The 22,216-nt window shown below is 40.7% G+C and carries 20 protein-coding genes and 3 pseudogenes; 6 read left to right on the top strand and 17 right to left on the bottom strand.

Features of this window, described 5'->3' with window-relative positions; translation table 11 throughout:
• The first annotated feature begins 8 nt into the window (after positions 1-8).
• The 3 genes from M1E93_RS10305 to M1E93_RS10315 all read left to right on the top strand — a co-directional run bounded on the left by M1E93_RS10305 (position 9) and on the right by M1E93_RS10315 (position 1,680).
• Positions 9-710: an AzlC family ABC transporter permease gene (locus M1E93_RS10305; protein WP_004919733.1), complete on the top strand. Its 702-nt coding sequence runs from the start codon at positions 9-11 to the stop codon at positions 708-710.
• Entirely contained in the window at positions 707-1,021 is a 315-nt protein-coding gene (locus M1E93_RS10310) for an AzlD domain-containing protein (protein WP_004919731.1), read from the top strand. The genes M1E93_RS10305 and M1E93_RS10310 overlap by 4 nt, the downstream gene beginning before the upstream one ends.
• Positions 1,022-1,209: 188 nt before the next feature.
• Entirely contained in the window at positions 1,210-1,680 is a 471-nt protein-coding gene (locus tag M1E93_RS10315; protein WP_014658339.1) for a DUF1456 family protein, read from the top strand.
• A 13-nt stretch (positions 1,681-1,693) separates the two neighbouring features.
• On the opposite strand, the gene M1E93_RS10320 is transcribed toward M1E93_RS10315, so the two are convergent.
• The 7 genes and pseudogenes from M1E93_RS10320 to M1E93_RS10350 all read right to left on the bottom strand — a co-directional run bounded on the left by M1E93_RS10320 (position 1,694) and on the right by M1E93_RS10350 (position 7,676).
• The gene (locus M1E93_RS10320) at positions 1,694-2,596 is read right to left on the bottom strand and encodes a LysR family transcriptional regulator (protein ID WP_104873477.1); all 903 of its coding nucleotides are present in this window, start codon (positions 2,594-2,596) and stop codon (positions 1,694-1,696) included.
• A gap of 42 nt (positions 2,597-2,638) precedes the next feature.
• Positions 2,639-3,331, bottom strand: a complete 693-nt coding sequence (locus M1E93_RS10325) for a phosphohydrolase (RefSeq protein ID WP_036940207.1) — start codon at positions 3,329-3,331, stop codon at positions 2,639-2,641.
• Positions 3,332-3,374: 43 nt separating this feature from the next.
• The gene (gene accA, locus M1E93_RS10330) at positions 3,375-4,334 is read right to left on the bottom strand and encodes an acetyl-CoA carboxylase carboxyl transferase subunit alpha (protein WP_036940204.1); all 960 of its coding nucleotides are present in this window, start codon (positions 4,332-4,334) and stop codon (positions 3,375-3,377) included.
• A 130-nt stretch (positions 4,335-4,464) separates the two neighbouring features.
• On the bottom strand, positions 4,465-4,881 hold the full coding sequence (locus M1E93_RS10335; RefSeq protein WP_004919718.1) for a helix-turn-helix domain-containing protein: 417 nt from the start codon (positions 4,879-4,881) through the stop codon (positions 4,465-4,467).
• Between the two features lie 87 nt (positions 4,882-4,968).
• Complete coding sequence (locus tag M1E93_RS10340; RefSeq protein WP_004919716.1) at positions 4,969-6,435, bottom strand: AMP nucleosidase; 1,467 nt, start codon at positions 6,433-6,435, stop codon at positions 4,969-4,971.
• A 63-nt stretch (positions 6,436-6,498) separates the two neighbouring features.
• On the bottom strand, positions 6,499-6,807 hold the full coding sequence (locus M1E93_RS10345; protein ID WP_036940200.1) for a hypothetical protein: 309 nt from the start codon (positions 6,805-6,807) through the stop codon (positions 6,499-6,501).
• A 183-nt stretch (positions 6,808-6,990) separates the two neighbouring features.
• Positions 6,991-7,676 (bottom strand): annotated as a pseudogene (locus M1E93_RS10350) (AEC family transporter).
• A gap of 286 nt (positions 7,677-7,962) precedes the next feature.
• Between M1E93_RS10350 and M1E93_RS10355 the strand changes: the two are divergent.
• Positions 7,963-8,502 (top strand): NADAR family protein, encoded by a 540-nt coding sequence (locus M1E93_RS10355; RefSeq protein ID WP_004919711.1) that lies wholly within the window; start codon positions 7,963-7,965, stop codon positions 8,500-8,502.
• Positions 8,503-8,651: 149 nt separating this feature from the next.
• On the opposite strand, the gene M1E93_RS10360 is transcribed toward M1E93_RS10355, so the two are convergent.
• From M1E93_RS10360 to M1E93_RS10370, 3 genes are all read right to left on the bottom strand, one after another.
• On the bottom strand, positions 8,652-9,233 hold the full coding sequence (locus tag M1E93_RS10360; protein WP_014658333.1) for a helix-turn-helix transcriptional regulator: 582 nt from the start codon (positions 9,231-9,233) through the stop codon (positions 8,652-8,654).
• Between the two features lie 146 nt (positions 9,234-9,379).
• The gene (locus M1E93_RS10365; protein ID WP_004919708.1) at positions 9,380-9,616 is read right to left on the bottom strand and encodes a hypothetical protein; all 237 of its coding nucleotides are present in this window, start codon (positions 9,614-9,616) and stop codon (positions 9,380-9,382) included.
• A gap of 304 nt (positions 9,617-9,920) precedes the next feature.
• The gene (locus tag M1E93_RS10370; RefSeq protein WP_004919706.1) at positions 9,921-10,379 is read right to left on the bottom strand and encodes a GNAT family N-acetyltransferase; all 459 of its coding nucleotides are present in this window, start codon (positions 10,377-10,379) and stop codon (positions 9,921-9,923) included.
• Between the two features lie 106 nt (positions 10,380-10,485).
• Between M1E93_RS10370 and M1E93_RS10375 the strand changes: the two genes are divergently transcribed.
• Complete coding sequence (locus tag M1E93_RS10375) at positions 10,486-11,967, top strand: PLP-dependent aminotransferase family protein (protein WP_169342268.1); 1,482 nt, start codon at positions 10,486-10,488, stop codon at positions 11,965-11,967.
• Positions 11,968-12,115: 148 nt separating this feature from the next.
• Positions 12,116-12,697: a YebB family permuted papain-like enzyme gene (locus M1E93_RS10380; RefSeq protein ID WP_004919702.1), complete on the top strand. Its 582-nt coding sequence runs from the start codon at positions 12,116-12,118 to the stop codon at positions 12,695-12,697.
• A 277-nt stretch (positions 12,698-12,974) separates the two neighbouring features.
• Here the strand turns inward: M1E93_RS10380 and M1E93_RS10385 are convergent.
• The 7 genes and pseudogenes from M1E93_RS10385 to M1E93_RS10415 all read right to left on the bottom strand — a co-directional run.
• Positions 12,975-13,481 (bottom strand): annotated as a pseudogene (locus tag M1E93_RS10385) (phage late control D family protein); the annotation flags it as partial.
• Positions 13,482-13,777: 296 nt separating this feature from the next.
• Positions 13,778-15,307 carry an alkyl hydroperoxide reductase subunit F gene (ahpF, locus tag M1E93_RS10390; RefSeq protein ID WP_426207285.1) on the bottom strand — a complete coding sequence of 510 codons (1,530 nt, stop codon included), beginning with the start codon at positions 15,305-15,307 and terminating at the stop codon, positions 13,778-13,780.
• Positions 15,298-16,103 (bottom strand): annotated as a pseudogene (locus M1E93_RS10395) (IS5 family transposase). The gene ahpF and the pseudogene M1E93_RS10395 overlap by 10 nt, the downstream one beginning before the upstream one ends.
• 202 nt (positions 16,104-16,305) lie before the next feature.
• Positions 16,306-16,869, bottom strand: coding sequence for an alkyl hydroperoxide reductase subunit C (gene ahpC, locus M1E93_RS10400; RefSeq protein WP_004919611.1), 564 nt, complete (start codon positions 16,867-16,869; stop codon positions 16,306-16,308).
• Positions 16,870-17,052: 183 nt separating this feature from the next.
• Positions 17,053-18,177: an ABC transporter permease gene (locus M1E93_RS10405; RefSeq protein WP_169342274.1), complete on the bottom strand. Its 1,125-nt coding sequence runs from the start codon at positions 18,175-18,177 to the stop codon at positions 17,053-17,055.
• Between the two features lie 6 nt (positions 18,178-18,183).
• Positions 18,184-20,940, bottom strand: coding sequence for a ribosome-associated ATPase/putative transporter RbbA (gene rbbA, locus M1E93_RS10410; protein WP_426206870.1), 2,757 nt, complete (start codon positions 20,938-20,940; stop codon positions 18,184-18,186).
• Positions 20,937-22,007 (bottom strand): HlyD family secretion protein, encoded by a 1,071-nt coding sequence (locus M1E93_RS10415; protein ID WP_004919603.1) that lies wholly within the window; start codon positions 22,005-22,007, stop codon positions 20,937-20,939. The genes rbbA and M1E93_RS10415 overlap by 4 nt, the downstream gene beginning before the upstream one ends.
• Positions 22,008-22,216 lie beyond the last annotated feature (209 nt).

Genomic DNA, 22,216 nt, shown 5'->3' on the forward strand with positions numbered 1-22,216 from the left:
TTAAATCAATGTATTCACAACAACGTAGCCAATGGCAACGTGCTTTTACTCATGGGGCTCTGCACATGACTCCATTGAATTTAGCAGTGATCCCATGGGGTGTTTTAGCAGGTTCAATGGCTGTTGAAGCCGGACTTTCATTTTGGCAAAGTATTTCTATGTCAGCGATGATATTTGCTGGCGCAGCACAACTTGTTACTTTAGGTTTACTTAATTCTGGGGCGGGTTATATCACTATTATTATATCTGTCTTCTTTATTACTTCACAGCATTTGCTATACGGCCTAACAATGCGGCCTCATGTTAAGGATTTTACTGCCACTCAACGTTTAAGCATTGGCTTTTTATTAACAGACGAACTATTTGCTATTAGTGCTGCTAAACGGCAGCCACTCAGTTTTCCTTATTTATTTGGTGCTGGATTCAGTTTTTATATTGTTTGGTTAATCACCAGCCTTCTTGGCATTATGATGGCCAATTTCATTACTGACCTAAGCCGCTTACATTTAGACTTTTCTGTGGTTGCGACACTATTAGCGATTGTTGTTCCACTGACAAAGAAAATAAGCACAATTTGTGGCGTGATATTTTCATTAGTTGTGGCCGTTACCCTCTCACTATATTCAATAAGTAGTGCGATTGTCATCGCGGGTGTTGGGGGGATGTGTGTTTCAGTTATGGTTTCTCGATTACTTAAGGAAGAAAAATGATTTGGGTATTGATCCTGACACTGACGGTTATTGTTTTCTCTTTACGCTACGTTTTTCTGATCCCACAGCTTCCTGTTAGGTTGCCACTGTTTATTAAACAGGCTCTCGGTTATTCAGCGCCTTGCTTATTAACCGCAATTTGTGCTCCGGTGATCCTGTTAGATAATCATGCGTTGCGGGATTTCCCTGATAACCCCTATTTATGGGGAGCTTTATTTTGCGTCGTTGCCGCGGCGTTACTGAAAAATATGCTATTAACTGTTGGGTTAACCTTAGTCTTTTTTTATAGTCTCATCTATTTTATCGGCTAATTCAACGTCAGACACAATATGCGTAAGGTAGTCTAAAATCGTCTATTTTACGCATTCTTATATTGATAAAAACAAAATTACTCTCTAGTATGCCTTTCTTAAAACGCCTCAATATTTTTGAATCTCAACATTGATAACTATCATTAGTGATTGATTTAGAAAACTTAATTTATGGAAAATCAATAGCCATGCTTAATAATTATGTTTTACGTCGTATTCGCTACATACTAGACCTTAGTGATAACCAGATGGTGGAAATTATGCAGCTCTCTGGTTTAACGGTGACCAAAGCAGAAATAGTAAGTTGGCTAAAGAAAGATGATTCCCCCGAATATAGGGAGTGTAATGATAAAACCTTGGTTCACTTCCTTAACGGTTTAGTCTATTTTCGTCGAGGTAAAAGCGATAACCACCCTGCTCCGACAGTTGAAACACATATCAACAATAATATTATCCTTAAAAAACTCCGTATCGCTTTTGCATTAAAAGATACCGATATGATAGAAATCTACCAAAAAGCCGATTTTCGAGTATCTAAACCCGAAATTAACGCCCTATTTCGTCACCCCGAACATAAAAACTACCGTGAATGTGGTGACCAATTACTGCGCTATTTTCTAAAAGGACTCACCCTGAAATTACGCCATACTTCAGCATGATTGAGTCTGGCAATTACACCTTCTTATTGGCAAATAATGGGATTAAATATTGCAAAAAAGCATCAATCTTCGGTGATAATGAACGTCGACTCGCATAAACTGCACGTAATTCAATCGGAGCGGGTCGCTCATCAAACTCAATAACTTCAAGTAAACCTTGCTCAATATCTGGTTGGCAAGATTCCATCGCTAAAATGGCATAGCCAATCCCTTTTAATGCAGCAACTTTAGCTAAAATACCGCTATTAACTCGGTATCGACTATTAATATTGAGTTTTTGAGGGCGTTTTTGTTGATCGATAAATATCCATGGCTGACCGGCTATTGCACTTAAACTTGAAATACAAGGCATATTAGCTAGCTCCGTGAGGTTTTTCGGCTTGCCCGTTTGTTCAATAAGATGAGGAGCCGCCACAACAACGCTCGGCCAAGCTTTTATTAATTTCGAATGATAGCTGCTATCGCCTAACTCACCCCGATGGAACGTTAATAATAAATCGATATCATCATTAATCACATCTAAAGGCATAAGCTGAGTATCACAATGAAGCGTTAATTGTGGATGCAACAGAGCAAAATCGGTGATTATGTCGGCTAATAGTAGGCTTCCCGTCTCACTAGGAATAGTGAGCCGTAATGTTCCTGTTAATCTCTCACGATGGCTTATTTGGCTCAATATATCATCAAGCTCTGCATAGAGATTTTGACTATGCTTCCATAATATTTCACCTTGCTCTGTCAGCCTCATATTCCGCGTTGTTCTCTCAATTAACCGACAATTGAGCTGAGTTTCTAATTGCTTAATACTCCGGCTAACATTCGATGTTGGCATAGACAGTTGTTGTGCGGCACGAGCAAAATTGCCCTGAGACGCCACAGAAACAAAAACTCTTAATAAATTCAGATCAACCGACATTTATCGCCTATCCCTATTGAATACATCAAGCCACTACCTTAATTAGAGCCAAAACTGTTCGATGATATGATCATCAAACTGGACACTATTCCCCTTTAATTCAGCACTTAATTTCGCCATAAACTGTACTAAATAATTCGCATTTTGAGTGGCGAGCAATCTTCCCATTGAAGTTTGCATAGTACTCGGTAATTTAAGTAATTTTTGCTGAAAGTGATCTAAAGCCCATTGAGTATCATCCAGTGGCCTATTTTGTGCAAAAGGATCATTTGCATCAAATAATGCCCTATTCAATTGGCCACTAACGGCAAAAACACGCGCTAAGCCAATTGCGCCAAGTGCTTCTAACCTATCCGCATCTTGAACAATTTTCGCTTCAATCGTTTTTGGTTCGAGCTGAGCACTAAAACTATGGGTGATAATACAGTGAGCAATCGGTTCATAGTAATGTTCAGGTAGGCTTGGAAAATGAGACTGAAAAACACTCACCGCTTTATCAGCACTTAAAGAAGATGCTTGGTGTCTTTGGGGGTGATTTTTCGGCAATGAGACAAAATCGTGAAAATAACAGGCAGCCAATACAACCAAAGGATTAACTTGTTCTATTGGCTCCATAATTTTTTGTGCCGTACGCCAAACTCGCCTAAGATGAAAAATATCATGGGCATTATCATCATTAACCCAGTTTTTTAGCAGGTAATTATCAAACTCATTCGCCCATTGCTCTATATTCATTTCTATCACCAAACGACTTCAGATAAAAATGACTATATCATGCTTAACAGTAACCAAACGCCATAATTTTCTGATATCTTTCGGCCAATAATAGATCAACATCCCGTTTTTTGAGGGCCTCTAAATCAATAAGCAACTGCCGTTTTAAATTTTCACTCGCTAATACATAATCGCGATGTGCGCCACCGAGCGGTTCAGGGATAATAGTGTCAATAATACCTAGCTCCTTGAGCCTTTTGGCTGTCATTCCCATTGTTTCCGCAGCAACTTGCGCTTTTTGTGCATCTTTCCAAAGGATTGAAGCACAACCTTCCGGAGATATTGCCGCATATGTGCTGTACTCCAACATATTAATACGGTCGCCAACCCCTATTGCCAGTGCACCACCAGAGCAACCTTCCCCTGTTATCACGCAAATGATAGGTGTTTTTAGGCAAGACATCTCCATAATATTTCGTGCTATCGCTTCAGCTTGCCCTCTCTCTTCTGCACCAATACCGGGATATGCCCCCGCAGAATCAATGAATATCACTACAGGTAAATGAAAACGCTCAGCCATCTTCATTAACCTTAATGCCTTACGGTAACCTTCCGGGGAAGGCATACCGAAATTTCTCATCACTTTTTCTTTTGTGGTACGCCCTTTCTGTTGACCTATAACCATAACAGGTTGCCCGTCAAGGCGTGCTAGACCACCAACAAGCGCCTTATCATCCGCAAATGCCCTATCTCCAGCCAACTCCTGAAATTCCGTAAAAATCAGCGAAATATAATCTAGGGTATAGGGCCTCAATGGATGCCTTGCAAGTTGAACTATTTCCCAAGCACCAAGCTGAGAAAAAATTTTCTTTGTCAGTGTTAAACATTTTTTCTCCAGCAACTTGATCTCTTCATCGAAATCAATATCAGGCTGTTGGCTATTTTGTTTAAAAGCCACTAAGGCGTCGATTCTTTCATTAAGTTCGACGATAGGTTTTTCAAATGCTAAGAAGTGAGTAGACATAGGACCCTTTAAATCAGTGTAGCAATACCTAAAGTGTAGTTAAGATCTAAAAGGCTTTCTATGAAGGAAAATGGGATAAATTGTTATCAAAAGTGGGATAATCACGCGGTTATACCCACTAGATTATGCCTTATTGGCTGAATTTTCGGCTATTTCGTAGGCCTATCGACATTATTTTTTGAAATTTAGGGCAGGCTAAATGATTTTCTTCAGGGCAATTGACGATATGCAAAATACCTTTTTTTAACGCCGACAAATCATCAATGACTTTTTGAATTTCCTCTGCTTTTGTTATTAAATAGCCACGATCAATCGTTGGTCCATTTCTTTGATTCAACATGGTGCTTATTTCATCAAGTGAAAATTTTGCTTCTCTCCCTAAAGCAATAAGTGATAAGCGAGTCATCACATCTTTACCATGATAAACACGCTTCAAACCTTTACGACCAATCGGGGTAATTAACCCCTTTTCTTCGTAATAGCGCAACGTCGATGGCGGTAAGCCCGATAGCTCACTCACCTCAGAAATATCTAGTTCATCAACCATGGCGTTAATAACTCGCTTAATTCACCCATACCTCATTTTTTCATTTGCCACTGCAAATGTCATTGATTCGGTATCTATACTTTTTTATTACCTAAAAGGAGGCTCATCAAAGGTTCTTAATTTTCTTGAATGCAGTTTATCGCCTTCTTGTCGCAAAAGATCAATCGCTCGAATACCAATCTGCAAATGTTCTGAAATTGCCCCTTCATAAAAGCTATTTGCTTGCCCTGGTAATTTGATTTCACCATGTAATGGTTTATCAGAAACGCATAATAGCGTCCCATATGGCACCCTAAAACGATAACCTTGAGCCGCAATAGTCGCACTTTCCATATCTACAGCAACAGCACGGCTTAAGCTGAAACGGCGGGCCGTTGCAAAAAAGCGTAATTCCCAGTTACGATCATCCGTTGTTACCACCGTACCTGTTCTTAGCCGTTGCTTAACTAATTCACCTGGCATATTACTGACTTGTTTCGTTGCATCGTACAGTGCCCTTTGTACCTCTGCGATACTTGGGATGGGAATATCAGGGGGTAAAACATCATCTAAAATATGATCATCACGTAAGTAGGCATGAGCTAATACATAGTCACCAATTTTTTGACTTTCACGTAAGCCGCCGCAATGGCCTATCATTAACCATGCGTGTGGCCGTAATACCGCCAAGTGATCACAAATATTTTTTGCATTCGATGGACCAACACCAATATTAACTAATGTTATTCCTACACCCTCTTTCGCGATCAGATGATACGCTGGCATTTGGAATTTTTTCCATGTGAGATCAGACGTGGCAATTTGTGGGTCAGCGTTTTCAGCCGTTAAATAATTGTGCCCTACACAGGATAATGCAACATAACGACTATTCGGATCCCTAACTTGCTCGCAAGCCCAGCTTACAAACTCATCGACATAACGATTGTAATTTGTAAACAAAATATAAGGTTGCACATGTTCTGGCGGCGTTCCCGTATAATGTTTCAGTCTCGCTAAGGAAAAATCGACACGCAAAGCATCAAAGTGAGAAAGGGGCATCTCCTCTGCGGATTGAAATAAACCGTCGGTAATATCATCACTAATATCTGCAAGATCTGTAATAGGAAAATGAGCCGCTAGACTGCTACTCATACTTCTATCTAAAGCTAAATCAGAACCATCAATCACAAACGGGTATGGCACTTCAGTTTGTGAGGGGTAAACAGAAAAAGTGACATCATAATCTTGCTGTAAAATGCTCAGTTGCTCGGTTAAATATTGACGAAATAGATCCGGCTGGGTCACCGTAATACGATACTGTCCGGGCTTAACAAAACGTGCATATGCCCTCGTTTTTACGCAATGATCAATTTGACCATGCCACTCAACACATAGTTCAGGATAGGCAAATAATCCCTTTTTGCGGGCATCCGCATCAGGTAATTGCCCATCAGTCACATAAGCTGCAATGGCACTTCTTAAAGAATCAATGGCATTTGTGTACAGCAATGAAAGTTTATCTAATACCTCATCAATAGATAGATTTTCATTATTTTGACATTTTTCTAAAGACACACATGACCCCTTATCATCAAATGATGTTATTACCTTATCAAGCAGCAGTGTATGTCTTTAATATTATTCAAACAAGCCTTTATACATTTGCGTTGGGGATAAAAAATTCGTCTTTTCAGGTTGTAAACGCCTTACAACCTTGGTTTCAAAAAGCCATTGAAATTCAGCTTTGCTGAGGCTTAATGGCTGCCCAGTATTACTTTCAACGACAAATAGCGTATTATTTTTAATACCTTTAATTTTTATCCCCATCAACTCAGATTCTTTGGTTGTGAGCTTCTCGGGTGAACTAAAAATAGCCTCTATCGCGCGTGAACTGGGAATGGAGAGTGTTTGGTTTATTTGGGGTTGTTGATTAATACAAAATGGCATTAGCGTTCTCAATAAACAGAATTTTGAATGTAGATATAGCCATTAGACATATTTTATCTAAAACTGTCATAATGCGTTATTCCTACAACCATTTTATCCCCAAAATTAACCCCATATTTTAACAAAGCGATTCTCTTCAAACCCATTATCTCACTTAAGCTAAATAACGATAGCAGCAATGAGTTAATGTATTATCTGGGTAAGAATGAATGGTAATGTCACGACAGCAATTACGGTCTGCAAAGTGATGATGCCTGCCATAAGCTGACTATCACCATTTAGTTGACGAGTTAAAATATAAGCCGTCGGCGCCGTCGGTATTGCAAAGAAAATCACAAATAACGCGGTTTCAAACTACCAATAATACAAGAGAGGATTAACGGGTTTTTAATGATCGGTAAAAATAACTGTTTGATAGAAACTTTAGAGCCAGTGGTTAATGCTAAGACCGCAATAACATTACAACTTGGCACCAGTATCGCCATAATGACGGCAGCAATCGCTATGCCATCAGTACCAAATAAATCGGCTATAATTGCAAGCCCTAAATAAGTATTAAAGCGGGTAATACCTTGAATATGAGCACCAAACCGTGGTATTGGCATTTTAAAAAGTAATTTAAAAATTAGAACTAATACACTGCTAATAATAAGCACAAAAAATATCGCACCCGCGAGATAAGGCAGTTTAGGGCTATCAAGTGGGGCACTCGCTAAACTGTTAATCAATAAAGCAGGAAACAAAATAAAATAGTTCAGTTTTTCAGCGCTAGGCCAAAAATCAACCGAAAACAGCGATGAACGACGTAATATAAAACCCATTGCTATCAGTGCAAATAAAGGCCATAAAACTAACAATATTTGTTCCATATTTTTATACTTTACTTTCGTTAATAACCTTACCCAATAAGAGGGCTTACTGTATCGTTAACAAAATGTAATAGTTAGGTAAAAATGGCTCTATTCACGCGTGAAAATGCGACTTTTTATATCATTTATAAAAAATGTCTGATGCCTCACGTTTTATTTAATTTTCAACACTTGCCAGTTACTTTTTAATCAATCTATTTAAGCTATAACTACAGGTCTTTCTTATGGTATTTCGAAGAATTTATCGATACGCTACCCCAATAGAAATTTATTAGAACAATTTATTATGGATATCCAAACCCTTTGCAAACAATACCGAACAGGTAAAAAATTGAAATACCTCTTTTTCTGGGGTCATCAATCAAAACAAAAACAAGTTACCAAGAGTTGCCTGAGCCAATGGTATCCAGCTACTTTTATGGTTGAAGGCAATCGCTTTGCCAGTGCTGAACATTTTATGATGGCAGAAAAAGCACGATTATTTGATGACAATGAAAGTTTCGAGAAAATTATCCATGCCCCAAATCCTGGCGCTGCAAAAGCATTCGGTAGAGAGGTACGAGGCTTTCAACAGAGCATATGGGATGAGCATAGATTTAATATTGTTGTCGCAGCAAATCTTGCTAAGTTTTCACAAAATGAAGAGTTAAAAACATTTTTATTAAATACCAATGAAAGAATATTAGTGGAGGCAAGCCCTGTTGATAAAATATGGGGGATCGGCCTTGCTGAAGATAGTGAAAATATCGAGAACCCTCTCACTTGGAAAGGGCTCAATTTATTAGGTTTTGCGCTTATGGAAGTACGTAAACAACTAGCAACTTAAAACATTCCTTACTCACTCTAACATTGAACCAAGAAAATTGGCTTCCCTGCTACCACAAGCATTGAGTATTCGAGTTGTAGCTGGCGGCTTAGATATCATGAGCATTAAAGTTACCCCCTTATGTCAATAAGGGAGTATTTTAAGATTGGTTATTTAACATTCGTTTTATCGGCGTATGCTGCTCTTTTTTGCCTATTATCGACGATTTTTTTCGTTATCGCTTCAACTTCAAGCAAATCATCACATACACTTGATCGTAATGCCAAGTTCCATTTACTTAATGCCTTCGCATTCGTCACTAATTCAGGATGGTGATTTAACCTGCCATTAATTTGTAACCAATTAGCAACCTCAGCCCAATCCCATAAAGGGGATTGGCCTTTAATACGCTGTATTGGGTTTGGAAAATCCCCTGCACCCCGCTTACCATCTTTCAGCATTGCAACCGCTTGCCTTGATAGATGTGTTAAATCAGCAATATCACTCAAGCCGACGAGCACTGAATCAACCGATTCTACTCTTGCCCCTAACCCAGATGTTTCAACATGATGGATAGCTGACTCAATTGCATCATCTAATGATTTAGCCTCTCTATCAAATTCTAGATAGACCGATTTACCATAAAAACAGATTAGCGCATCACCGCAACCACTTTCATACAGCGCATCTTCGAGTCCTGGGGTATCAGCATTAACACCTGAAAGCACCAACGTGAAATTGTATAGTGACACTGTCTTCTCCTTGATACTCGCCATACATTAATGGATTCGTTAATAGATACCTTTAACTGAGACCATTTTATTATCTATACCGTTCTAGGTGACCTTTCTCATCCCCTAGATTATTCGCTTGAAACAGGCGGCAATGCCGCCTTAAATTAATTTCCAGACCGATAACAACTATCAACTTTCCGTTTGATCTGTTTAGCATGATCCTCAGGACGGCTTGGTGTGGACCACACGCTCATTTGATGGTTTTGATGTGCATCATTCGCGTCACCACAGCGTAAACGGCAAAAGGCATGCGAACTATGACCCGCTGATACCAAAACCCAGCCTTTAGAGACAGCATATTCAATCGCTGATTGAATGTGTTTGTTTGGATGTCTCTTCATTTCCCTCCTGTATCCGTACTGTAGTTACTTCGTTGACGGGTGTCAACAAGGTGTTTTCCTTTGAATATCACATGTAGTGATTGTTTACTGTTATTTTTCAATAACAGTCGGATATAACTTAACAAAAAGCTACTTTGAACTTTGTCTGAAATTAAAACAATGAGCATAGCAAAGGAGATAAAAGCCCCACCGCTCGCAAAAACAGTGGGGATGGCAGAAATCGCCAAGAGATCACAAGTAGGATAAAAAATCTTCGGATGATGAGTGGGTATGTAACCTATCTCATGAATAAATCACTAAAAGATTACAACGGCATTCTATATTCAATCACACCTGGTTTTTCAGCAACCCAATCATATAAGCGCTGCCCTCGTAAATTGGTTTCCTGCGTATGCCAATACAGACGTCCACAAGCTTGTTTTTTTGCTTGTTCATGCACGAATTCAATCAGATGTTTTCCTACCTGACGCCCCCTTACGTCTGGCGAAACAAATAAATCTTCCAAATAGCAGAAATTATTTTCCGCCCATGTGGAGCGATGGTAGAGGTAATTGACAAAACCAACCACTTTTTCACCTTCAAGTGCAACGGCGCAATACATAGGCTCATTTTCATCGAAAAAACGCTCCCATGTTTTTAATGTGATTTCTTCGCTTAAATCCACTTTATAAAATTCTTGATACTGCAACCAATAAACTAGCCATTGCGGATAATGCTCGGGTGACACAAACTCAACAGTAACAGGTAACATATTGTTATTCATGATATATCCTTTAACGATTCGACATATAAAACAATGGCGTTATATTACATATCAATCTGGTACTAAATAAGATACACTTTTGCTATTTATTTAGGATCCACTTCTAATGAAACGTAAACCGCAAGCTCTCTTCCCTCATTTACTCTTAGAAGCAGGTTGTATTAAAGAAAATGTTTATCACACCATCAGAAATGCCATTCTTGATGGGCGATTATCTGCGGGGATCAAACTGCCCTCGAGTCGTGCTTTTGCTGAAATGATGTCGATATCTCGCAATTCAGTCATTGCAGGTTTTGAACGATTAATCGACGAGGGTTATTTAGTTACTCGTCAAGGCTCTGGCACCTATGTTTCTACAACCATACCTGATGAGCTGGTTAAATTAACATCCAAGACAGATCCTCTCGATAAACAGCAATATTCTGCACCTAATCTCAATCCCGTGATGAGTCATTTAACGACATTATGGAAAACGTCTCGGCCTAATACGAATAAAAAACAGATGTTCAATATCGGCATTGGTTGCGTTGATCAGTTTCCCCATGATTTATGGGGAAGATTACTAGGAAGGATTTGGAGAAGATCAAAACAAGAAATTCCTCACTACAATCATCCGGCAGGTTATCCGCCACTAAAAAGAATATTAGTCGATTATGTGCACTCAACGCGTGGGGTTAATTGCAGCGAAGAGCAAATTATTATTGTAAATGGTACTCAGCAGGCAATTAATTTAACCGCAAGCGTATTATTACAACAAGGTAGCTCAGTCTGGTTAGATGATCCTGGATATGATAGTGCGCGAGCTATTTTAACTGCTCGTGGAGCCAATATTTGCCCAATTCCTTCTGAGAGTGATGGAATGAATATTACGATGGCCGCACAAACTTACCCTGACGCTTGCTTAGTTTACACCGCCCCTTCCCATCAATTTCCTCTTGGTACGACTTTGAGTTTAACAAAACGATTAGCGCTATTAGAGTGGGCAAACAAGAATCAAGCATGGATTTTTGAAGATGACTACAACAGTGAATTTCGCTATTTATCTAAACCTATTCAAGCACTTCAAGGGCTTGATGCGCATCAACGTGTTATTTATGCCGGCACCTTTTCTAAAATGATGTATCCGGGTTTTCGTTTAGGATTTTTAATTGTGCCAAAAATTCTGATCGAGCCTTTTACTATGATGAAATATTACAGTGATAGCCATTCAGGTTACTTAGAACAAGCCGCTTTAGCACAGTTTATTCAAGAGGGGCATTATGCACGCCATGTGCGTAAAGTTCGAAAAGTTTGCTATTCACGCCAAAATGCATTAATTAGTGCAATTAACACCTATTTGCCCCATGTATTTAACGTTGAGCAAACAGATTCAGGGATCCATGCTGTTTGTTGGTTAAAGCCGGGAATTAGTTTGCCGTTTATACTCTCTACCTGCCATCAGTTAGGTTTTGGTGTACAGCCACTGTCTCGTTATTGTATGAATAGTCATGAAAACAACGCTATTTTATTCGGTTATGCTGCACATACTGAAACTGAGATTACGCGTAGTATTATCGCATTGAGCCATGCCCTACAAACAATAAAATAAATTGAGTTGCATAACCTATAATCAATATAACCTAAACGAAAACGTATTATTTAATTTAATACGCGATTTTAATCCGTATTCTCATTGCTGTTACTCTTTATCAGGGATTACTATCAAACAGAGTTAAAATTATTGAGAGGTATGAATAATGACAAATAATACTCCCCCTAAAAACCTCGAGGTCGGCGATATTATCTTTACAAGTATTGGCACTACGTTATTTCGCCAAATAGCGTCAGCCTCTTTATGTTGGAGCAATCATGTTGGCTTGATAATTGGTCATAACGGGCAAGATTATTTAGTAGCAGAAAGCCGAGTACCGCTATCAACTGTCACGACTTTGACTCGCTTTATTCAACGTTCGGCTGGGCAAAGATATGGTGTTCGCCGACTTACTCACCACCTAACGGATGAACAAAAAGCAGCTTTAGTTGCAGAAGTTCCTTCAAGACTTAATAAATTTTATCATACTGGCTTTGATTATCACTCTTCCCGCCAGTTCTGCTCGAAATTTGTATTTGATATTTACCAGTCAGCACTTTCAATTAACGTAGGTGAAATTGAAACTTTTAAAGATTTATTAAGTAAAAACCCCGAAGCCAAACTTAACTTTTGGAAATTGTGGTTTATCGGTCATATTCCTTGGGAGCGTGCGACAGTGACCCCCGCCAGTTTATGGAGTCATCCGCAATTAGAGTTAATTTACCGCAGTCACGAGGATATTCATTAGTTCGGATTGCGATAATTCTTTGGCTTGTTGGGATGTTGCTTTGAGAATAAGCTATTTTGCATGATAATTTCGTACAAAAGACACTCGCAATCGAGTGTCTTTTGATACAAATTTGATAAAAGGCCCCATCTTTTCGAGTTAAGCTTTAAAATACTCAATTCCAATAATAATGAAAGTAACAGCGAAAAATCAAATTTAACAAATAAATCTAGATGTTTCCTTGCTAAATCAGAAGATATCATTTTCATTTAAAATTTGGATAGCTTAGTAAAATAAACTATCCAATTATTTCTATTCCTTTTAGCGATATTTCCAGTTCTAAATGGGCAATAAACCCGTTCCCATCAATGGTGTGTGTCACTCGGCTAATCACCCCACTGGTGACAATCAATGGTCGGTTTAAAGCCAGTTACCGTGACGGGTATTTCAGGGTAAAGGTTGGCTCGCCCCTCAGCCAACGTAATATTAAATTCTGCCGCACCCTCGATGTAATCGCCCTCTTTTTTGGGTTTTTGCTTGCGTTTAAGATTGGTTTTCTTTTGTTGAGCGTAGTTCAAATCTAACCAGTAAGCTTGTACGCAGGTGTACGCTTGCCGGTCAGCCAATCAAAAATAATGCCTATCCCCACTTTCCCACATGATTGTTATCACCTGTAAGAGCTTGCCGCTTTGCGTGCCCCCTAATTAGACAGGATAAATAACAGACTGCCGTTTTTAATGGTGGTTATCACGCCGAGCATTTCAGCCATGCACGTTAAAAAGCTAATATCGCTTTCGTTGGTTTGTATACATAAAGTAATTAAGATCACCGCACCGATCGCAATAACATAACCAAGGCCATCAAACATAATAATTCCATTTATCATTAACGAATATCAGTGCATAGTCTCAACCTTAAATTTACCTTAAGTACATGGAATGAATCTCACTCGCATACATTCCTTTATCTTTGCTGACTGATTTAGTTTAAATATCACTCACTAAGGCGGTTAAAATAATCTCGGCACGACTTAATCATATGCACAAAAAAAGGCACTCGCCCCGAGTGCCTTTGGGTACAACCTACTGAATTAACAATTATTCAGTAGGTTGTACTGGTGCGGATTAGGTAGTCAAATGCGCTAAGTGCGGCTTTTGCACCTTCACCGGCTGAAATAATGATCTGTTTATAAGGTACAGTAGTACAGTCACCCGCAGCGAACACACCTTTCACATTTGTTTCGCCACGTGCATCCACCTCAATTTCGCCTATACGGTTACGTGCAACGGTATCACCTAACCAATTGGTATTTGGCAACAGGCCAATTTGTACAAATGCGCCTGCAACTTCTAATAAATGTACACTATCATCAGTACGGTCTTTATATTCAAGACCCGTCATCTTGCTACCATCGCCCTTCACTTCCAATGTTTGAGCATTAACGATAATGTCAACATTTTTCAGGCTACGTGCTTTATCTTGTAGTACTGAATCCGCCTTCAATTCAGGCGCGAATTCCAATACTGTCACATGTTCAACAATACCCGCTAAGTCAATAGCCGCTTCAATACCTGAGTTACCTCCACCAATCACAGCAACGCGTTTGCCTTTAAACAACGGACCATCACAGTGTGGGCAGAATGTAACGCCTTTCGTGCGATACTCTTGCTCCCCAGGTACTCCCATGTTACGCCAACGGGCACCTGTCGCAATAATGATACTCCGTGACTTCATTACTCCGCCGGAAGCTGTTTCGATTTGGTGGTAACCACCTTCTTCTGTTGCTGGAATTAACTTAGTCACTGACTGACCATCAATCACATCAACATTGTAGTCATCAACGTGGTTCTTCAGTGCTCCCGCAAATATCGCCCCTTCTGTTTTGAGTACAGAAATGTAGTTTTCGATATCAACGGTATCCATAACTTGGCCACCAAAACGCTCACCGATCACACCAGTGCGAATACCTTTACGTGCAGTATAAACCGCTGCGGATGCCCCAGCAGGTCCACTACCGATGATGAGTACTTCAAATGGTTCACGTTCCGTTAATGCTTTAGCGGCACGCGCGTCAGCATTCGTGTCAACCTTATTAATGATCTCACTTAATGTCATGCGCCCTTGGCCGAACTCTTTTCCATTTAAGAAAACAGCGGGAACCCCCATCACATTACGTTCTTCAATTTCATTTTGAAACAGCGCACCATCAATCGCTGTATGTGTGACATTTGGATTTAATACTGCCATTAAATTCAGTGCTTGCACAACATCTGGGCAGTTATGGCACGATAATGAATAATAGGTTTCAAAATGGAATTCCCCTTCAAGGGCCTTCACTTGATCTAATAACTCTTGTGCTTCTTTAGATGGGTGACCACCAATTTGCAACAATGCAAGCACAAGCGATGTAAATTCATGGCCTAGTGGTGAACCTGCAAAACGCAATCCACTATCAACACCAGGGTTAGTAATTAAAAATGATGGTACTCTTTGAGTATTATCTTGTACTTCACGAACAGTAATCTTGTCTGAAAGCGCAGCAATTTGGTTTAGAAGCTGTTTTATTTCATTTGATTTATTACTGCTATCTAAATTAGCGACTAACTCAACAGGTTTAGAACCTATCCCAATAGGATTTTATTCCAGACAATGATGGCACAGGCAAGATGCAGCATTGCCTCATAATTCTCGACCTTCTTCTCCCAACGAGTCAGGACACGACGGTAGCGATTCATCCAACTGTGTGTTCTCTCTACAACCCAGCGGTGGGCCTTAAAATCCGTGTTTTTGATGGCTTCTGATTCATCCTTCCGTGACTGGATATGAGGTTCATAGCGACGACTTTTCAGATACGCTCCCAACCATTCCGCTTCATACCCTTTGTCCATGCACAACCGGAGCCTCTTGCCCGGTCTGCCCGTCTGGAGGGCATCGAGCGTATCCGCAACCAGCTTTATGTCGTGCGTATTTGCTCCAGCGACAACCAGTGCAAGCGGAAGCCCGTTCCCGTCAGTCATCAGACTGCGCTTTACGCCCCGTTTCCCTCGGTCTGTTGGGTTCTTGCCTGTTTTTTTGAGCCTGCCAGCGGTGATTTGGTCATACAACCATCCATCGACAGCCACGACCAGTCAATAGCGTCCAACTGTTCGCAAGCAAGCAACCCGTTTTGCCAGAAGCGTTCAAATACGCCAGCATCCCGCCACTCCTGAAATCGGCGATGAGCAGAGCTTGACGAGCATATACCGGTGGCATTTAGCGCATTCCACTGGCAACCCGTCCTGAGTACGAAGAAAATGGCGTTCATTGCAGCGCGATTATCAACCCGCTTGCGGTGCGTACCCAGCGGGTGTTGAGTTCTATGCTCCGGGATGAGAGGAGCCATTTTCTCCCAGAGTTCATCACTGATTTGCCACTTATTACCTACCATACGTTGCCCTCATAAATTATCATTATGTATTATCTGACAATTCCTTTTGGGATAGGTTCTTAGTCAATTTTTCTAAATACGCTTTCAATTGCGCTTGCATATTGTTATCGAGCATATGATCCCCTTGGTCATAAAATCGGGTGCATAGCACCCGATAACATCAGTATGTTTTTACTTTCTACTTTCGAAATAAAGTTTTCGATTAGATTTTGCCAACCAAATCTAAAGATGGAGACAGAGTTGCTTCACCTTCTTTCCATTTAGCAGGGCATACTTCGCCTGGGTGGCTAGCAACATACTGTGCAGCTTTAACTTTACGTAGCAGATCAGAAGCATCACGGCCAATGCCTTCTGCTGTGATTTCGATAGCTTGGATGATACCTTGTGGGTCAACAACGAAAGTACCACGGTCAGCCAAACCTTCTGCTTCACGCATATTTTCGAAATTACGAGTCAGTTCACCTGTTGGGTCACCGATCATGGTGTATTTGATTTTACCGATAGTTTCTGAACTTTCGTGCCATGCTTTGTGAGTAAAGTGGGTATCAGTTGAAACTGAATAGATTTCAACGCCCATTTTTTGGAATTCTTCGTAATGGTCAGCGACGTCACCAAGTTCAGTTGGGCAAACGAAAGTAAAGTCTGCTGGATAGAAGAAGAATACACTCCATTTTCCAGCCACATCTTTTTCGGTGACTTCGATAAACTTACCGTCTTTAAAAGCTTGATTTTTAAATGGTTTGATTTGAGTATTAATTAAAGACATTTTACGTTCTCCTGTTTGGTTGATTATTAAGTTACTGGTTTACAGCCTTTTTTTCCAATCAGTTAATACTATCGATTTGATAGGTACAGCCTTGCAATAATTTTTGAATTGATAGGCACTACATTACAACGCTTACTGAACAATTCAGCAAGCGTTTTTTGACATAATTGCAACAGCAAGGTGTTATGCCATGGTTGCAATGGTTTTACGAAACCGCATTAATGCGAATGAAAAGAAGACGATACCGATAATTAATAAGACAATAAACTGAGGCCAAACGATCTGGAATCCTGCTCCTCGATATAGAATCGCTTGTGCAAGGCTCACAAAATGTGTTGTCGGCATCGTCAGCATAATGTCTTGAACTAACTGAGGCATACTTTCACGTGCGGTCATACCTCCTGAAAGCATATTTAACGGTAATAGAACAAGGATCATCAATAGCCCAAACTGAGGCATTGAACGAGCTAGCGTACCCATAAAGATACCAATTGATGTGGTCGCAAATAAGCTTAATGCCACACCACACATAAATAGCAGTATAGACCCCTCGATCGGCACTTGTAGCAAGGTTTTAACCACCAACAGAAGCGATACTGCCGAGGCAACCAAAACCACTAATCCCATTGACCAAATCTTAGATAGCATGATTTCAAATGGAGTTAGTGGCATCACCATTAAATGCTCAACCGTACCGTGTTCTCGTTCGCGAATTAGCGCAGCGCCCGTTAACACTATCGAAAGCATAGTAATGTTATTAATGATTGCCATTACCGACCCAAACCATGATTGCGTTAAGTTGGGGTTAAAACGCATACGAACTTCAAGATCTACAGGTAAACTCGCATCACTACGGTACTTAGCAAGAAACTCATTCACTTCACCTAAAGTGATATTTTGAATGTAGCTATTACCTAAAAACGCTTGGCTCATACGTGTTGCATCAATATTCACTTGGATTTCTGGATGGCGACCGGCCAGTACATCCTTCTGAAAATTAGGTGGAATATCTAAAGCAAAAGTATAAGTACCTCGGTCAAGAAGGCCATCAATCTGTTCGGGAGTTACATCCGCCGGCGTCTTAAAATAAGGTGCATAAAAACTATTGATAATACGGTTCGATAACTGTGATTTATCCTGATCAGCAACCGCAATCGGTGCGTGATGCAAAGAGCCTGGCGTCACTGTTGCCGATGAATAAATCGACACCGTAAAAGCAAAAACAATAAGCGCCATCATCGCCTTATCACGCCCTAAACTACGCAGCTCTTTGACACCTAAATGAAATATGTTTTGTAACTTACGTATCATCAGTTAGGACTCCTGTTTTTTCAGGAAAATAACACTGAGGCCTATCACGATAGGGATAGTAATCAATAGCGGAATAAATGACGCTTGCAAATCAAACAAGTTCAGTCCTTTAGAGAAAGTACCGCGTGTTATTGTCAAAAAGTGCGATGTTGGATAAACCATACCAACCCAACGACCAATCCCTTCAAGTGAAGAGACAGGGTCAATCATGCCTGAAAATTGAGTAGCCGGGATCAGTGTAATAATTGCGGTACCAAAAATAGCGGCGATTTGACTCTTCATAAAGCAAGAGATCAGCAAGCCCATTCCTGTTGCGATAGTAATATAGAGAAAAGCTGCAAGTGTTAAGGTCAGAAAACTCCCTTTAAAGCTAACGCCAAAAACAAATACACTCAACGCGCAGAGCATCACAAAGTTAAACATGCCTAATAAAATATAAGGAAGCTGTTTACCTAATAAAAACTCCAATTTGGTGATCGGGGTTACATAAAGGTTAATCATTGATCCTAGCTCTTTTTCGCGAACCACACTGAGTGCACTTAACATCGCTGGGATCATCATCAGCAACAGAGGAATCACTGCGGGAACAATCGCAGGTAAACTTTTTACATCGGGGTTATAGCGATAACGGGTTTGAATGTCGATGACAGGCATTCCCGCCACACCAACAGGTTGCTTAGCAGCCATGGTGCTTAACCAAGCGAGATGCATCGCTTGTACATAACCACGAACAGTTTCAGCACGATTAGGCATTGCGCCATCAACCCATACGCCAATTTTCACCGCATGCCCTTTTGCTACATCACGCGCAAAATTAGGGGGAATTTCAATGGCGACAGATACTTTACCGCTACGCAGCGCGGTTTCCAGTTCATCATAATCCTTAATGGGAGGCTGCTCGATAAAATAGCGAGAGCCTGCCAAATTTAGGGTATAACCTTGGCTTAAACCTGTCTGGTCACGGTCAAGTACTGCAAAACGTAAATTTTCCACATCCATACTGATCCCATAGCCCATGATAAACATGAGGATCACCGTACCCAGTAGTGCGAGTGTCGAACGTACTGGGTCGCGCCGTAACTCCATCCCTTCCCGAATACTATAACTAAATAATCGACGGAAACTGAAACGGCTTTTCAGCGCTTCATCCGTCTGTTTTTTAAGCTCAGGGTCAACATGAAATTCAGGGGCTGTATCCTTGGTCGCTCCGGCTTCTCCCACAGCATCTTGTAGATAGGCGATAAAAGTGGCTTCCAGCGTGTCTAATCCGCGCTTTTTGATCAGATTATCAGGAGTATCACAATCAAGTACCTTCCCTGCATGCATCAAGGAAATACGGTCACAGCGCTCCGCTTCATTCATAAAGTGGGTAGAAATAAAAATAGTGACACCGTCACGCCTTGAAAGGTCAACCATTAAATTCCAGAACATGTCTCGCGCCACAGGGTCTACCCCTGATGTAGGCTCATCAAGGATCAACATTTCGGGGCGATGAATAACGGCAACGGCTAGCGATAAGCGTTGACGAATACCTAACGGTAAATCATCGGGCATCGTATCTCGCACATCATCTAAATCAAAACGCTGGCACATCTCATCAATGCACTGCTTAATTTGATCTTCCGCGATATGAAATAGCTTAGCGTGCAAAACTAAGTTTTGTTCGACACTCAATTCGCTATAGAGGGAAAATGCTTGTGACATATAACCAACGCGTTTGCGCGTTTCAATATCTTTTGGGTCAATTTCTTGCCCAAATAACCATGCTTGCCCTTCGCTCGCTTGCAATAGCCCAGTCAACATCTTCATCGTTGTGGACTTACCGCATCCGTTAGATCCCAAAAAGCCAAATATTTCACCTTTCGGTATTTTAAAATTAACATGGTCGACCGCCACAAATTGACCAAAACGCATGGTTAGATCTTGCGCTTCAATCGCTATCACATCATCGTCTGAGGTATCACGAGGCGGGATAACCACTTTTTTATGACCGCTACGCTTCTCTTCTGGCAGTAACGCAATAAATGCAGCTTCAAGATCATCGCACTGTGTTTGTGCTTTCAGTTCAGAGGCATGTCCTGTTGCCATGACCTTGCCATCATCCATCGCAACCAGCCAATCAAAACGCTCCGCTTCTTCCATATAAGCAGTGGCCACCAACACACTCATATTGGTTTGTCGTTCGCGAATACGTTCGATCAAATCCCAAAATTGTGCCCGTGACAATGGGTCAACCCCTGTGGTTGGTTCATCAAGGATCAGTAAATCAGGGTCATGAATTAGCGCACAACAAAGCCCCAGTTTCTGTTTCATCCCCCCTGAAAGCTTCCCTGCGGGCCTATCTTTGAATGGAGCCAACCCCGTGCTTTCGAGTAAATCGTCGATACGATACTGGCGCTCTTCTTTGGATTGCCCAAATAGACGCCCAAAGAAATCGACGTTTTCATAGACTGAAAGCGTGTGGTATAAGTTTTTCCCTAATCCTTGGGGCATATAAGCAATTTTAGGGCAGACTTCTCGGCGATGTTCTTTATCTGCCATATCACCGCCAAGAACGATAACTTTCCCTTGCTGGATCTCTCTTGCACCGGCAATCAATGAAATTAGGCTTGATTTCCCCACACCATCAGGGCCAATTAAACCAACCATTTTCCTTGCTGGAATTGATAAAGTAATGTCATCCAACGCACAATTATCACCGTAATGTTGGCTGACATGGCTTAAATCTACTATCACATCATCCATCAAATTATGGGTCATTGTGGTAATCTCACCTCAAGGTCAGTTGGCCATTGGGCATTAGGATCTAAACGAACATAAGCTTTGCCAGGTAAACCAGTTTTGACATATTCGAGGTTCTTTTCCAGTAGCTCTGGTGAAATTCGTGCGCGAACACGGAACATTAATTTCAAACGTTCGTTTTGCGTTTCAACGGTTTTTGGTGTGAATTGTGCAACACTGGCAACGAAAGTCGCTTTCGCAGGTATCACAATATTAGGGGCTGCATCTAAGACAATATGCACATCACTGCCTAATGCCACTTTTCCAGCATCTTCTGTAGGTAAAAAGAAGGTCATATAAACATCGCTGAGGTCAACCATATTTAATACTCGACCACCGGCCCCTAATACTTCACCAGGTTCAGCAACACGGTATTGAATACGACCGTTACGCGGCGCTTTAAGCACACTATCATCTAAATCAGCAATAATACGTCTTTCAGTTGCAGTCGCTGCATCAACGCGCGTTTTTGCTTGAACAACGCCCGCTTTTGCAGAATCAATTGCCGCAAGAGAGGCTGCAACCTGAGCTTTAGCCGCTTGCAGCGCGGCTTTTGCGCCTTGTACCTGTGCGGTGTCATCATCAACCTGTTGTTGAGAAACCGCTTTGGTTCTTACTAATGCACGAGAACGGTTAAGTCGTTTCTGTGCCGCATCAAGTTCTGCTTCACGTTGACGAACAACCGCTTGTGCGGCTAACTTTTCACTTTCACGTTGCACTAAACCTGATTCTGCTGTTGATACATTACTAATTGCTTGACGTAATTGAGCTTGTACTTCGTGAAGCTGTTCTTGCAGTGCTCTGGTATCCATTTTGGCAAGAACCTGACCTTCCTTGACAAAATCACCTTCTCTCACCGTAATAGTATCGATCCGCCCTGCCGTTTTGGTTGCAATATCAATTTCGGTTGCTTCTATACGACCATTACTTTGAGCGAAACCTGCGGGTAAACTGCTAGAATTCATACTCCAATAATAAAAACCACCTGCTGCAATAATTAAAATAATAGCGACATAAAAAATGATCTTTCGTTTATTTATTTTCATACCATCCCTTCTCTTTTCTTTATGTGAAAGAAAATAGCTAATTTTTAATTCAATTGTTTAGTATTGCCCATCTTATTTAGTCACACTAAAAAATAATAAAACCAAGAAAATAAAAACTGACTAACGCACATTTTCAACTTAACATCTCAATACAATATTCCTTTTTAGATTAAGTTACTTGCCTGTTCTCTATCCCTTTAATTTAATTC

Source organism: Providencia sp. PROV272 (genome assembly GCF_049901975.1).
GTDB classification, from domain to species: Bacteria; Pseudomonadota; Gammaproteobacteria; order Enterobacterales; family Enterobacteriaceae; genus Providencia; species Providencia stuartii.

What these genes read in the sequence shown, in the direction of transcription:
- M1E93_RS10335 (WP_004919718.1), bottom strand. Translation starts at nt 4,881, where the DNA reads ATGGTTGATGAACTAGATATTTCTGAGGTGAGTGAGCTATCGGGCTTA.
- M1E93_RS10380 (WP_004919702.1), top strand. Translation starts at nt 12,116, where the DNA reads ATGACAAATAATACTCCCCCTAAAAACCTCGAGGTCGGCGATATTATC.
- M1E93_RS10315 (WP_014658339.1), top strand. Translation starts at nt 1,210, where the DNA reads ATGCTTAATAATTATGTTTTACGTCGTATTCGCTACATACTAGACCTT.
- M1E93_RS10415 (WP_004919603.1), bottom strand. Translation starts at nt 22,007, where the DNA reads ATGAAAATAAATAAACGAAAGATCATTTTTTATGTCGCTATTATTTTA.
- M1E93_RS10325 (WP_036940207.1), bottom strand. Translation starts at nt 3,331, where the DNA reads ATGAATATAGAGCAATGGGCGAATGAGTTTGATAATTACCTGCTAAAA.
- M1E93_RS10355 (WP_004919711.1), top strand. Translation starts at nt 7,963, where the DNA reads ATGGATATCCAAACCCTTTGCAAACAATACCGAACAGGTAAAAAATTG.
- M1E93_RS10305 (WP_004919733.1), top strand. Translation starts at nt 9, where the DNA reads ATGTATTCACAACAACGTAGCCAATGGCAACGTGCTTTTACTCATGGG.
- accA (WP_036940204.1), bottom strand. Translation starts at nt 4,334, where the DNA reads ATGTCTACTCACTTCTTAGCATTTGAAAAACCTATCGTCGAACTTAAT.
- ahpC (WP_004919611.1), bottom strand. Translation starts at nt 16,869, where the DNA reads ATGTCTTTAATTAATACTCAAATCAAACCATTTAAAAATCAAGCTTTT.
- M1E93_RS10310 (WP_004919731.1), top strand. Translation starts at nt 707, where the DNA reads ATGATTTGGGTATTGATCCTGACACTGACGGTTATTGTTTTCTCTTTA.
- M1E93_RS10370 (WP_004919706.1), bottom strand. Translation starts at nt 10,379, where the DNA reads ATGAATAACAATATGTTACCTGTTACTGTTGAGTTTGTGTCACCCGAG.
- M1E93_RS10320 (WP_104873477.1), bottom strand. Translation starts at nt 2,596, where the DNA reads ATGTCGGTTGATCTGAATTTATTAAGAGTTTTTGTTTCTGTGGCGTCT.
- rbbA (WP_426206870.1), bottom strand. Translation starts at nt 20,940, where the DNA reads ATGACCCATAATTTGATGGATGATGTGATAGTAGATTTAAGCCATGTC.
- M1E93_RS10375 (WP_169342268.1), top strand. Translation starts at nt 10,486, where the DNA reads ATGAAACGTAAACCGCAAGCTCTCTTCCCTCATTTACTCTTAGAAGCA.
- M1E93_RS10345 (WP_036940200.1), bottom strand. Translation starts at nt 6,807, where the DNA reads ATGCCATTTTGTATTAATCAACAACCCCAAATAAACCAAACACTCTCC.
- M1E93_RS10365 (WP_004919708.1), bottom strand. Translation starts at nt 9,616, where the DNA reads ATGAAGAGACATCCAAACAAACACATTCAATCAGCGATTGAATATGCT.